The sequence below is a fragment of the Streptococcus mitis genome (assembly GCF_905187535.1).
In the GTDB taxonomy this organism is placed as follows: domain Bacteria; phylum Bacillota; class Bacilli; order Lactobacillales; family Streptococcaceae; genus Streptococcus; species Streptococcus mitis_BS.
Window position 1 is genome coordinate 367,676 of sequence record NZ_CAJJIE010000060.1, and the last position, 14,293, is coordinate 381,968.

The window sequence follows — 14,293 nt, forward strand, 5'->3', positions numbered from 1 at the left end:
AAAATTTTTTAAAACTAAAAACTCTAAGCAGGCAGATAAATCATCGTTAGGTGCTAAAGGTTTAGCTTATTGTAATTCAGTTATTTTCTTTAGAGAGACTGGGAAGACTTGTCAGTTGATGAACGCTTACAGAAACGTCAAGAAGATCTCCAACCCTTAATGGAATACTTCTTTGCTTGGTGCCTACGGCAGTCAATTTTACCTGGTTCAAAACTAGGACGGGCAATTGAATACAGTCTCAAGTATGAAGAAACCTTTAAGATAATCTGGAAAGACAGACATCTCGTCCTTTCCAATAATCTAGCTGATCACGCCATTAAATTATTGGTTATGGTACGTAAAAATTGGTTGTTTTCTCAAAGTTTTGAAGGAGCTAAAACAACAGCTTTTATTATGAGCTTGTTGGAAACAGCTAAACGCCATCAATTAAATAGTGAGAAATATATATATCCTATCTTCTAGAATGTCTTCTAAATGAGTAGAATCTCGTAAACAAAGAGCTTTTAGAGGATTATTTACCATGGACAAAAGTTGTACCAGAAAAGTGCAAATAAGAAATCTCCAGATTAGGAACTATCAGTGAGTTCTCTAGTCTGGAGATTTTTTAATATACTTCGTTATTGGACGATTACACTATAATAACATAAATTCAACTATTATAAAATTAATAGTAAAATCCAGCTAAAGTTATCTAAATATGAATTATAGCTGATTTCTCTATTTGTCTACTCAATAATAACTTTATATCAATAAAAGCTATGAATTATCTAATTGATATAATTTTCGATAAAGTCCTCTTTCTCCTTGAAGTAATTCTTGATGGTTTCCCTGCTCTATAATTTTTCCTTTTTCCATCACAAAAATTTTATCTGAATCAATAATTGTAGATAGCCGATGTGCAATTACCACAATCGTAATGTTCTGTTCTTTAAATTTTTGCATAATTTCTTTCTCATTAACATTGTCTAAATAACTTGTTGCCTCATCCAATAATATTATTTTAGGTTTTTTTATAAGTGCTCGAGCTAAGATTATTCTCTGCCTTTGACCTCCAGATAAATTCATCCCCATCTCTGATACTAACGTATTGTACCCCATAGGCATCTCCATAATATCATCATGAATATTCACCAACTTACACACTTCTTCCATTTTTTCTTGTGATACAGACGAACTTCCAGCGATATTTTCAAATATCGTCTTATTAAAGAGTGTCATATCTTGTGGAACAATACCAATTTGTTGTCTTAAATACTGTTTATCTAGACTATAATATTCAAAGTTATCAAAGAAAATTTTTCCAGTAGTTGCAGGAAATAAGCCTATCAACAATTTTGAAAGTGTGCTTTTCCCAGAACCTGATGTACCTACGATTGCTATTTTTTCTCCTTTATGAATTTCAATATTAATATTCGATAAAACTCTTTTACTGTCTTTAGTATATGAAAATGATACATTTTTTAGTGAAATAGATCCATTCAAATCATGTTTAATATTGCCATTTACTTCGTGTTCCTCCTCTAAAATTTCTACAATACGAGATAAAAACGTCTTACTATTATAAAATGCTACAATAGTATCAAAGATACTATTCACTTTACTAAACAATACAGTTGATAAAGAGTATATCACAAACATCCCCCCTAATGGATTTTCTAATTGAGGGTGTGGCAATAATGTAACTATTAATAAAATAAACGGTGATATAAAAGTGATTATTGTAAATAATGAATTTACCAATCCTGAAAACATCTCACTGTATTTATATCTATGTAAACATTTATCGAAATATTCCTTCCACTGCTTATATGTTTGTTCTTCAAAACCTTCCATTTTTATTCCCATCATAGAATAGATCATCTCAATTTGTTTATTCTGAAGATTGTTTTGGGAAATTACAAATGATTTATTCTTTTGTTCGATGTTCTGTCTAGTAACTAGCAACAATAATAAATTTATTAACAGTAGTAATAATGCTAAGACTGCAATAGAAAAATTTATGTATGAGAAATAAATTAGGATAAAAACTCCCAATCCAACATCCAACACACCTAGAACTACTTGATTAGTGAATAACTGTCTAATTCTTGTCAAACCATTTATAGAATAAATTAAATCGCCACTGCTTCTCGTAGAAAAGAATTTATATGGTAGCCTAAATAAACTTCTGATCACATTAATATTCAACCTTTTATCTATATCATTTGTCAAATTAATAGAAAGATAGCGTTGTCCAAACATAATTGCAAAATATAGAAATGTAAATATAACGAAATTAATGACAATATTCGATTGGTTTATACTAACTCCTGTAGAAACTTGATTGAAAACTTGTTGCAACCAAATTGGTAAAACAAAACTAACTGTATAACTTGCTAATGTCACTAACAATAGTGGTATAAAATAATTCCAAGACTGCCATAATTGTCTATAAACTATACTATAATTCTCCCTAGATTTTTGTTTTGTTACTTTATCACTACTCATAACACTAATAAGATATTCCGAGAATCCTTCGGAGAATTCACTGAAACTATACTTTAATTTCCCAAGTTCTGGGTCAGCTACCCATACAAACTTAGATGTTACTCTCTCTATTACAATAAAATGTTTACTTTCCCATAATGCAATAGCTGGAGTTTTTATCTTTTTGAAAGTATCCATTCTATCTTTTGGGAAACGAAATGATTTAATAACAAATCCCATCCCCTCTAAAAGTTCAATTAAATTCTGAAAACTTGTACCATCTCTACCTGTTTCTTTAATACTTCTTAAATCTTTTACAGAGATTTCATGATTATAATAGCTTGATACCATCGCAACACAACATAAACCACACTCCGTTTTTTGATGTTGTTCAATAAAAGGAACTTTATTTTTCATACTCATCTCCTATTAATATAAAATAATAAGAATTCTAAAATATCAATTTTTAATTCAATTATTTAAAATTTTATTGGCATGACAGAGTCGAAGAAATAACTATGAGTTAGTTCTTCGACTTTCGAATCCTAAAACTTATAAAACTGTTAGTCACTCAGTTACATACGCCGTATAACTTCTGTATTGACGATAAGATATTTTTGGAGAATTATACAACAGTCAGAAGATCATATCAAACTATTCGAAAATACTCACTCATCGTGAGAGGTTTTACGCCCCTCTACCTCAATTTTAGTTTAGAAGTAGTACATTGTTCAGCATTGCTCTTCCAGTCTCATAATTAGCCATTAATATTCCCAGTTCTCCTGTAAGAATTCCCCAATCATCACAATCATAAGTTAATTTATCCAGCAGATATAATTCACTCTCGGACAATATTTTTTTATTTATTTCAGAATTATCTCCTATAATAGAAGAAATAATTGTCAAATTGCCTACATTACCATGACAGATAGAATTTTCTATATTTAATCTTTGATTCAATATTTCAGTTACATAATATCGGACTTCTTCTTCTAAATATTGATCTGGAAATTCATTTACCATGAGATAGTGTTTAGCCTGTACGATTCCTACAATTCCATTACACCAAGAATAGTACTTAGCATTTTTTCTTAAAGGTACAATCTTATCCGTTTTTAACTGCGAACGCTCTTTATTCAAATAATCTTGTATGCAAAATATTATGTTATTCTTCTCTATCGATTCTTCATTACACAATTTAGAATATTTGAACAATTGTGTAATAACTCCATAGTTTCCATGTGCATATCCTGGGTCATTTTCCATCCAATATCCTTGTTTCTTATATACTTCAATTAATTTCTCTACAATTTCTTCAGACATCACATGTGCTAATTGTACAACTTTAGAACTATGCACCATAACTTCTTCGATTTTTAGAAGTACAGCCAGAATTCCTGCAAGCCCCCCTATAATATCTAGATTATCAAATTTTCTAACATCATTATACGTGGATAGCAAGATGTTATATATAAACTCTTCTGAATTGTCAACTGTCTTTATTCCTTTCTGTCTTAGCACACATGTAACATACAAATAGCCGTAAATACCAGTAAAAGCTCCTAATTTAGAAAGAGGGAAATTCCCTTGACAACTTTCAATGTAATTATTGGTATAGTCTATAACACCTCGTAAAATTGATTCTAGTCTGTCATCCTGTATACTACTAATTCCTAAAATCATACCTGATGTACCACCATATAAATTATAATCCATTGGTGAAATTTCATAATTTTTATTCATTGCCAACATATTTAACCAACTAATTTCATCATTGAATTCTAGTTTCGCAGATAAAATACGTTCAATAATATTTGAACTTAATTTTTTTAATAGCTTTCTTCCTTTAAGTTTCTTATTTTTTATAAATAATTCGCTTCCCATAAAAGCCATATTTATAATTCTTTGTTGACGAAGCAAATTTTCTTCTGATAGACTACATATTCTCTTTGATACATTTTTAATGATGCTATCTCCCTCCAAAGAATATATTCGAGAATGAAGTCCATTATAAATCTCATTACTAGATGAACTAGTGTAAAAAATTGGTACATCTCCTTTTTTAAGTTGATTAATTTCATCTTTAATCATACTTTTATCAAACTCATTGTCAACATTACCATATTCTAACATTCTAAGCATATACATTTCGAAATCATATTTATTTCTTAATAAATCTGGATGATGGCTTGTTTCTAAAAACTGAATATATATATTTGTATTTCTATAAATATATCTTGTCTCACAATTTTCAAAGTATTTCATAATCATTTTTTGAACTTTGTTCCTATTTTTTAGAATGATCCTGTAAATTAATTCAAATCCATACAAAACATTTTCTCTATATTCTTTACACGATACAGTCTTCCCCATATATCTTACAGTACTTGGGAAATCTTCTATCTCCTTAAATACCTTCTCAATTCTAATTTCATCTGTACCAATATTAGTTAATTGATGTGTTTGGTAAGGAGATTCCCTTTTTTCTCCTGAATTTAATGCTCCAATTTCCATTCCTTTATCATTATTTACAGAATAGAGAGTCATAGGTAAGATACCCACGCTATAAACAGAGTCAGTTACTACATCATACATTCTCTGGATACTAGAATCTATACTTTCATTCTCACTAAAATGTAAAATAGTTTCATTATCAATTAAGTACGGATATGATTCACACGATAAAATATTCTCGCCATGATAGTCTTTTGCACCAAATATATGCAAAAAAGCCAAAAGCATTCCTATGTTTTCATAGTACATTTCTACATCATGACGTGAGTTACATTCTTTTACTTCTACAAATTCGACAAAACTATAACTACTTTTACTAAGTGTTCGAGGAAGAAATAAAACATTTGGTAGACTGAATTGTGATGCAAATTCTTTAGAAAATAAATCTAAGTTGACGTCTACAGACATATTTCTTGGTTTATAAACTATCTTCCTCTTATTATTCAGTTCTAAAATACAAACACTCTTACCGTTAGAATGAGTATCTCCTGCACTAAATTTTATATTGGATAATTTTAAATTTTCAAATCCAAAATATTTTTCTATATCTGATAAATTCATTTCAAAATTTGTAATTATTTCTTTCACATAATCAGATATATTTAAAAGTTTCCTATCTAATAATTCATACAATACTGGATATTTCTGATAAAACTCCAATATATAATCTCTGCTTTTTAATAAAGTGTCTATAAAAAAATTGTAACGTTTTTCAGAATCATCTCCTATTAAACGTGATGAACGTCTTAAATCATTAATTTCTAATACAACAGTACGATAACTAATATTCATACACATTTCAAAAAACATTGACTCTATTTCAATCAAAAACTTTTCTTTATTCTCAACAGAAACTATGCTATTTAAGTACATAGATAGTCTATTTATATACTTGTAACAAAGTGGCTTATATAAAGATAACCAATGAATTCTAGTTTTTAAATTTTCACTAGTTTCGTATGATTTCCAAGAATTATCACTCAGTTGTTGAGCAATGTATTCTCTCCCTAGTTGTTCATACTGTTTATGTTTCCTCTCCCACTCTTGGAGATTATTTTCTGTATTAGAAGTCAAAAACCGATCCAACTGTTCCTCATCACTAATATTATCACTAAATAATTTCAGCCATTTTTTAGATATATTAGACATAATAAATTCCTCCTTGCTTCCATAATGTTAACATATTTTAAAATATTTTAAATGAGTAATATATGCACTTTTTAAATATCTCTCCTCTTTTGATATACAAACTTTTCTTTATTTAATTGATTTATAAACCTATTCATCTTAAATACAATTTTTTCATATCTATCGCTTTCTAATTATATCTGGATACCTAATTTATTCAACTCCTTTTCAACAACATCAATGCCAATTTTCTCAGGTATATTCAATTTTGAAAGCTTCAACTTCGATTCTTGCTTGTTTTCAACTGAAAGCAGTAAATATTCTGCTACTTGATTTAATATTGATATTCTTTCTCACAAAACATTGATTCTCAACTCAGACTCTGTCAGTTCATGAACTAACTCATCATTTCTCTCATCATCAAAGGGAATGTCTTGATAACGATAGAGACAAGATAGGAGACTTTGTTCCACATTTCTTGACAATCTCCATTTTTAAAGTTAATTCATAATCTTCAACTGGATTCAACATTTCTTCTTTCCCCACAATATCGACATAGGATACGTTGAACTTCTATCAAATAGCATCTATCAGCTCAGTTGAAAGTGGACTTGTACCGTTCTAGTAACTACTAAGGCTATTACGTGAAATACCCCCAATTCATGCAAATTCTGGTTGTGTCATGTCATGTATCTTTCGTAAAGATTTGATATGGTCTCTAATCAGGGCAATTTCTTTTTACTTGAAAATACTATCATATCATTTAGAATTTTAAAAAAGACTGATTCAAATTCATTAGAGGATATAGTTATAAAATTGAAATTTTTCGTGCTAATCCTATGAAATCTCGATTTTCTAATAAATTTGTACTTATTTTCTTCAGACTATATAAATATCTCGTTGTTGTAAGTTTGTAATTTACTCAAAAGTATTAGATATAATTTCAAAACAGTGTTTTAAGCTATAGTTGACCAATATCAGAGTTTGCTATTTAATGTTAAGTAAAAATTCATTATACAATTCAAGCTACTGAAGATGAATTTATGGTATACTAGTGATAATAAATTGTTATCGGTAGGAGAAATTTATGGGAAATAGTGATAAAATAAAAATTTTTTTGAGTAGACCTAATCCGTTTACTGAAAACCAAGATTTTTTTATCAATAAAATTGTATCGTTATTAAAAAGACATAATTTCGAATGTATTACATTACAAGCTGCAGAATATACTCCATATGAAGTTATGGTATCACTACGTGAGATGATACAAAGAAGCTATGGCATGGTTATTTTAGCAGTTGGTCAAACATATATATCTGAAGGAATTCGTAAAAAAGATGCTGAGGATAATCCTAGATTTTTCGAATCAAAAGAAATCCACTTAGAAAATAAGTGGATTACTAGTGTGTATTGTCAGATTGAAGGAATATTAGCATTAACTTTTGATCTGCCTATATTGACAATTCCTCAGGAAAAATTGACAAGAGAAGGTATTTTACATCAGGGTGAATACTCAATTACATCACCTGAATTTACCTTAGACTCAAAGGAAAAAATTCTTCAATTTGTAGAATCCTCTGAGTTTAGAAAAAGTTTTGATAAATGGAAACAAATGGTTATAGAAAAATATGAATTCATCAAAGGGGGAGAATTAGGTTATAAATAGTTAGTCCATAAGTTTTAACTTAATTCTTTCTAAATCTTCCCTTAAGAGCTTTCTTCCCTCATTTATAGTATTACTTTGTCTCTTGGTTTCGCCATAAACTTTGTCCGATAATGTTTCAATAATTCCGGAAATATATAGAAGCTCTTCTCGGTTAGATTGTAACCAGATATCATCATACATACTAGATTTTCTAATCAAATTTTCTAATGAACCTAATATAATTTTTGCTGTATACTTTGCAGTATAGTAGTGTTCTTTTAAAACTTCGGTATCTGTTTCAACACTTACAATTTTTAACAGCGTAGCACAATAATTTCTAGCACAGTATATATTGTTATCTTCAAAATTCATACCCAATCTATAGTAATTTATAGCTGACAATAAATCTCTTTTATCATTTGTAATATAAAATATTCGTAAAAATATCGCACCATATATCCCTAAAATTTTATGGTAAGTAGTGTTGTTTATATCAAGATAAGTATTAATTTTTCTCTGTGCTTCTCTCAAATTATCTAAGGATTTTTCATCTTTTTTATATGCTGATAATAAGTAGCCCGCTAAAATTTCATCATCGACATACCCTTTTTCTAAAAGTTCTTTATATAAATTTTCTGCTGTTACATACTCTTCGGCATCTTTAAATTTTTTTGCTATTCTTGCTAGGTCCATAAAGGAATTTTGAGATGTTTCTATAGAAATATTATTACTTTCCTCCATAGAATTATTTCTTTCGACAATTGTATATAAGTTATTTTCAAATACCGGACTATCTATAAATCTTTCGTCACTATTTATTGCAGAAGTAATGTACTCTGTGAGTATATCTTTCACTCGAACAACTTCATCAAGTTCATTCACTTTGTCAGAATCATATCTAATTTGAGGTAGGTGAGAAATATCAAAAAAATTAATTTTAGCAGTATGATTATCACATAGGATAATTGTAGATTTAGGTCTCATTGCATGGCGCAGTCCTAATTCATAAATTGCATTTTGATTTAACGTAGTAATGTCAGCAATAACAATATCAGCTTTGAATATACCTTCAATAAATGTTTTTGTAATATTTTGAGTTGTATATACCTCATCAGCTCTAAATCTATTCTCTCCATGAATTGAAGTTAACTCTTTATTTAAAATAACAGGTTTAATAATATTTGAGTATACAGCATTTAAATCAACCTCAATATTTGTATTTGGAATTTTTTTTGTGTTAAATCCCATTACAACAAAACAACTAGTCATTTTTTTACCTCTCCTACCGATAACAATTTATTATCACTATACAAAGCACTCAAATAGGTTTATAATAGCATGATTATTATTGATAAAGGAGATTTTTATGGATTATAAACTTATTTCTACTTACTTAGATTATTGCAAAACTCATAAGCGTTTGAGTTCGCACACGATTCGCGCTTATAAGAATGATCTTATGCAATTTTATAACTCAGACTATGATAATGTCGAATCCTATATAGAACAGTTGACACAATCTAACATAAAAACGAATACATTAAGAAGAAAAATTGCTTGTATGAAGGTGTTTTATAACTATCTAAAATACCAGAACATAATTGAAGAGAATCCCTTCAATCAATTGCGCTTTCAATTTAGAACTGAAAAAGTATTGCCTAAAACGATTCCGTATGACATTCTGAAAAGCATTTTTATATATTTAGAACAGAAAGTAATTGTATCTAAAACTGACTATCAAAAACAACACGCTGAAAGAAATCTACTAATTATTTCACTTTTACTTTCAACAGGCATCAGAATTTCTGAACTTTGCCACATTCATCTCAAAGATATTAATCTTTCCAATAAAACACTCCATATTGTAGGAAAGGGTAAGAAAGAACGTATCCTATTTTTAGGAGATCAAAAAACATTCAATTTATTAGAAACATATATAAATAAAACAAGAAATGAATCCAATGATTTCTTGTTCCCAGGAAAACATTCACTTAAACCATTGTCAGAGCAAAGTGTACGTTTAGTTTTAAAGAGAATCGTTGAACAAAACAGCTTATCTAGAACTATTACACCGCATATGTTTAGACATAGCTTTGCAACAATGCTTCTGGATAATGATGTAGATATTCGATACATTCAACAAATTCTTGGACACAGTTCTATATCAGTCACACAAATCTATACTCATGTATCTCATTCAAAACAAAAAGAAATACTTAGTTCTTTTAATCCTGTATCAGCGATTCATTCTGAAATCGAGTAAGAGACATCTCCAATGTCTACAATTCACTTCATCTCAAGTTGATTTTTATAGTTCAATCTTAGTTAATAGATTTTATACTCAGCAAAAGCAAAAAACATAGAAAACTTCACTTTGAATCAGCATTTATACTATATTCCGTATTAAGAGCTCTGTGATTGTCTTTCTAAAATACAGTCTTCAAATATCCTTAAATATAACAAAAAAGATCTGTTAAAAAAATTACTGGATAAAATGAACTAAATCTTCCCAAAAATAAAACGCATAATATCAAATTTTTTCAAGATCTGATACTATGCGTTTTTCTGATTTTTAAGACTTTTTACCTATCCTTTTACTTACTAGTAAGGATCACAATAAGTTTAATTTTTGTAAGCAGATTATTAGCAAAAGAGAAAAAATTGACAAATTACTTTTATTGGCCCCACCGGTTTATATAATCAATTATATCCTGTTCGATTTCGATCTTTTGTTCTTTACTAAGTCCCTCTAACCTCTTTTTATAAATTAAATCTATCTTGCTATAGTCTAGTTCTGATGCTTCTCCCTCGAAGTATTGTGGTGATACTTGATAAAATTTGGCCAATTTATTTAACCATTTTATATTATTGATTTTACCTGAATCTTCTATTTCAATATATTTGCTACATGGTATACCTGTGACATCTGAAATATCTTCGACATTAAGTGAATGTACTTCTCTAATGGCACGTATTCTTTTAGCAGTTCGTTGTGTATCTCGAAATACTTTCCAAGTTAATATTTCCTGTATTGTCTTGAATAACGCTTTATTTTTTATGACAACTAGTAGTAATTGTTTTTTTACTCTTGTAATAGCTTGAAACAATCCATTTTCAGCAAGATAACTGTATCCCCATTCAACAGGTACGACAATTTTCCCATCTACATTATGAGTTACTCTATTAGTCAGTGGCAGTAAAACCTTATCATACTCTCTTCCTATAACCGTAAAACCATCTAAAGAGTCTCCAAAAAATTTGGGTAATCTTGTTTGATCATCTCTCAACCACACTCTTTTTTCAGGCATCTCTATAGAAACATATCCCTCATTCTCTATGCAAGATTTAATAAAATCTCTTGCAGAGTATTCATGTTCAAAATAAACAGCATTAACATTTGGAAAATCTAAAACACGTAGGTCCTTTTCTTGCGTATTAAAAAATTTTCTAATAAAAGTAGATAGTTCTATATCGGTCCTCACACGCTCTGTAAGACAGTCAACATACTCAACTGCATTTTTATATTTTTCATCGCTCAAAATACCCTGAATATCTAAATTTCTTTCCTCTGGACGTAGTGTTTGCGCATTGTCAACCGATAAAATCAATTTATTTATTTCTCCAGATTTTACGATCTCTACTAATTTATTCCATTGCTCCTGTCTTAATCTTTGACTTTCATCAATAATAACAATATTATAATCACTTAGCAAGACATTGTTGAATTCTCGAATATCAATAAATTGAAAATTAGACTGCTCATTAATTTTCTGGATAGTATCTAAATCATAAATTGCAGAGCAAAAAATAAACAAAACTTTTTTCCCACTATTAGAAAGTTCCTTAGCAACATCAAATAGTATTAACGACTTCCCTGTACCTGCAGCACCTTTAAGACCAACATATCTTTTTGATGATTCGATTAACTTTTTCTTTGCTTGTTCCTGTTCATTATTTAAAAAATATTGGTTACTGAAAAATCTATCTGGTTCTGAATAAGGTGAGATAATAAACGAAGTGTCAACTAAGCTTTCTAAGTAATTATATTCAATGAAATCAAACGGTATATCTTCAAACAATTGTTCAAAAGAAATTGGAATAAGTTTCTCGGTTACTTCGTCAAATTTATATAATATTTCTGTTTCTGATACAAATGTATAAAGTGATACTTCCATATCTGAAGAAATTGAACTTAATAAGTAAGAATGCCTTTTTAGTTGTCTAAGAATTCTATCTTCGGGAATCTGTGTACTCTTTAACTCAATATTGATGATTTTTTGATTAGAAAATCTCAACATATCAAATTCTTCAGAAACAACTCCTGTGTACTTAGTACCTAAAAAATATCCAGAAAATGCCCCATTCATACAACTAGGTTCTAGTTCTTTGAATTTTTCAAAAATTTTATTTATCGCTTCAATCTCAGTATCATTAACTTCTTCAATATGATTTATTTGCTTGTAATATTGAAATATATCATCATCTGTTTGACTTTCTATAAAAGATACTAAATTTATAACACCAGATTTCATATAAATACCTCACATTTTTAAATACTTCTTTATTAAGTAATACATTTCTAACTTTTGTTTATCAGTTAATTCTACTTTTCTAAGTATATCTACATTATCATCACTACATTTAAAATAGTAAAAGCTAACTCCAAAGATTTCAGCCATTCTTTCTAATGTTTCGTCCTTTCGATTTCTTCCTCCATTTTCTAACCTAACCTACTGAGCTTGTGCTACACCTAACTTCTCAGCAACTTCTGATTGAGTATGTCCTACGTTCAAGCTAGATTTTTTATATATCCTTTCAACATTTTAAAGTTCCTTTTGCTTTTCTATCGACCCATAACCAGAACTTATACAAAATAGGTAATACTAGCTAGCTTATGAATATAAAAAATAGCCCTGAAAAGCTTTGCAGAGGGTTCTGAGGCTTTTGTTTAAAACTAATATATTTACAATATAATTATAACATAATGATAACAAGAAGACAATAAGAAGCGAAACTTGTCTATTCTAAGGATATTATACGTAACTTCTCAAAGTAACTTCCACCTCTCTCCCAAAACTGGAAGTTAGTCTCAGACGACGAATTATGCTAGAATTAACTCTGAGACTTTTCGTGAGGAGGCACATCATAACGAAAAAACAAAAACATCTCACTCTAGAAGACCGTATTGACATCTAAACTGGAATCAGCCAACAGGAGACTTTCCGTTCCATCGCTGAGAAGATGGAAAAAGCTCCATCAACGATTTCAAAAAAAATCAAGCATTAAACTAGAAAAGGTTGTTAAACCTCCACAAAAGCCTGTCCTCAGTGATAAAACCAAGCCTTTACTGGTTCCTTTGTAAACTAGATAACCCTTGACAAGATAAACCAAGCAGAAAATTCCTAGATAGTTGACAAGAAGAGTTCCTCAAGAAAAATCTGGACTAGCTGGTAACCAAGTAAAAACGATGTTGGAACAGGCATTCACAGAGAAGCACTACGAGAATATAATTCTCTATAGTGACCACGGCTGGCAATATCAACACGATTTTTATCACAGGTTTTTAGAGAGTAAGGGAATTCAGCCATCTATGTCACGTAAAGGTAACAGCCCAGACAACGGCATGATGGAATCTTTCTTTGGCATTTTGAAATCGGAAATATTTTATGGTTACCAGAAGACGTTTAAATCACTTAATCAATTGGAACAAGCTATTGTAAACTATATTGATTATTATAATAACAAACGAATTAAGGTAAAACTAAAAGGACTCAGTCCTGTGCAATACAGAACTAAATCCTTCGTATAAATTAATTGTCTAACTTTTTGGGGTCAGTACAATACTATGCGTTTTTTTGATTTTAAAAACTTTTCGCCTACCTCAAACAACTAACAAAAGTTATAAGTAGACTATATTTTAAAACTCATGATCTAACAACCATTTCGATTCGTTAAATCTCTCAATCTTTCTTCTCCTGATTTAAGCATCTCCTTCTCTACTTGATTCCATTCTCCAAATAGTAAGTCATGAAGAACAGTTGCTGCTGAAGTTGTATTTTCTCCTGAATCATATACACAACTTCTATCTCGTTGATAAATTTGAATTCTTTCAAAGATAGCTAGTTCTTCCAACTGTCGGGTATTATCAACTAGATGATTTACAATGAAATCATGATGTTCTTTTGGAGTTGCGCGTGCTTGATTTGGATTGATAGAGTACAGTTCTTCGTATCGGATAAGAGTGCTCAGATAGGACAATTCGGGCTTTGTCGCAATTAAGGCTAATTGTACTTCATATCCCTTATTTTTCAAGAGTTGTGCTGTTTTCTTTGGAACATCAATTGTTCGTAAGGTTCCCTCTATCAAAAGATTGTATTCCAAACTACTCAATTCTGTTACTAAAGACTCTACCATTTTACCTGCAAAATCTTTGGTGTATTCTACACTATCTTTGCCATATTCTTGCTGCAGTTCTAAATAGTGTGGATGCTGAGAACGAAAGCTATCACCATCTATGATAACAATATTTCCTTGAAATTC

At 29.6% G+C, this 14,293-nt stretch carries 7 protein-coding genes and 5 pseudogenes; 5 read left to right on the forward strand and 7 right to left on the reverse strand.

Features of this window, described 5'->3' with window-relative positions; all coding sequences use genetic code 11:
* Window positions 1-22: 22 nt before the first annotated feature.
* Window positions 23-554, forward strand: a pseudogene (locus JQ841_RS10210) (IS66 family transposase); the annotation flags it as partial.
* A gap of 202 nt (window positions 555-756) precedes the next feature.
* Here JQ841_RS10210 and JQ841_RS08920 read toward each other — a convergent pair.
* The 3 genes and pseudogenes from JQ841_RS08920 to JQ841_RS08935 all read right to left on the reverse strand — a co-directional run.
* A complete protein-coding gene (locus JQ841_RS08920; RefSeq protein WP_033680287.1) occupies window positions 757-2,883 on the reverse strand; it encodes a peptidase domain-containing ABC transporter in 2,127 nt (708 codons plus the stop codon).
* Between the two features lie 291 nt (window positions 2,884-3,174).
* The gene (gene lanM / locus JQ841_RS08925) at window positions 3,175-6,129 is read right to left on the reverse strand and encodes a type 2 lanthipeptide synthetase LanM (protein WP_203180698.1); all 2,955 of its coding nucleotides are present in this window, start codon (window positions 6,127-6,129) and stop codon (window positions 3,175-3,177) included.
* Window positions 6,130-6,515: 386 nt separating this feature from the next.
* Window positions 6,516-6,759: pseudogene (locus JQ841_RS08935) on the reverse strand (XRE family transcriptional regulator); the annotation flags it as partial.
* 436 nt (window positions 6,760-7,195) lie between these two features.
* On the opposite strand from JQ841_RS08935, the gene JQ841_RS08940 reads away from it, so the two are divergent.
* The gene (locus tag JQ841_RS08940; protein ID WP_203180699.1) at window positions 7,196-7,774 is read left to right on the forward strand and encodes a hypothetical protein; all 579 of its coding nucleotides are present in this window, start codon (window positions 7,196-7,198) and stop codon (window positions 7,772-7,774) included.
* On the opposite strand, the gene JQ841_RS08945 is transcribed toward JQ841_RS08940, so the two are convergent.
* Complete coding sequence (locus JQ841_RS08945) at window positions 7,775-9,022, reverse strand: hypothetical protein (RefSeq protein ID WP_049532746.1); 1,248 nt, start codon at window positions 9,020-9,022, stop codon at window positions 7,775-7,777.
* A 97-nt stretch (window positions 9,023-9,119) separates the two neighbouring features.
* Here JQ841_RS08945 and JQ841_RS08950 point away from each other — a divergent pair, with 97 nt between their 5' ends.
* Window positions 9,120-10,016 (forward strand): tyrosine-type recombinase/integrase, encoded by an 897-nt coding sequence (locus tag JQ841_RS08950; RefSeq protein WP_203180700.1) that lies wholly within the window; start codon window positions 9,120-9,122, stop codon window positions 10,014-10,016.
* A 412-nt stretch (window positions 10,017-10,428) separates the two neighbouring features.
* Here the strand turns inward: JQ841_RS08950 and JQ841_RS08955 are convergent, their stop codons facing one another.
* Window positions 10,429-12,285, reverse strand: a complete 1,857-nt coding sequence (locus JQ841_RS08955; RefSeq protein WP_203180701.1) for an AAA family ATPase — start codon at window positions 12,283-12,285, stop codon at window positions 10,429-10,431.
* Window positions 12,286-12,898: 613 nt separating this feature from the next.
* On the opposite strand from JQ841_RS08955, the pseudogene JQ841_RS08960 reads away from it, so the two are divergent.
* A pseudogene (locus JQ841_RS08960) lies at window positions 12,899-13,033 on the forward strand (helix-turn-helix domain-containing protein); the annotation flags it as partial.
* On the opposite strand, the pseudogene crcB reads toward JQ841_RS08960, so the two are convergent.
* Window positions 13,028-13,222: pseudogene (gene crcB / locus JQ841_RS08965) on the reverse strand (fluoride efflux transporter CrcB); the annotation flags it as partial. The pseudogenes JQ841_RS08960 and crcB sit on opposite strands and share 6 nt — an antisense overlap.
* On the opposite strand from crcB, the pseudogene JQ841_RS08970 reads away from it, so the two are divergent.
* Window positions 13,209-13,562: pseudogene (locus JQ841_RS08970) on the forward strand (IS3 family transposase); the annotation flags it as partial. The pseudogenes crcB and JQ841_RS08970 overlap by 14 nt on opposite strands.
* A gap of 122 nt (window positions 13,563-13,684) precedes the next feature.
* Here JQ841_RS08970 and JQ841_RS08975 read toward each other — a convergent pair.
* Window positions 13,685-14,293 (reverse strand): zeta toxin family protein (locus JQ841_RS08975; protein WP_203180702.1); only part of this gene is annotated, 609 nt, incomplete at its 5' end.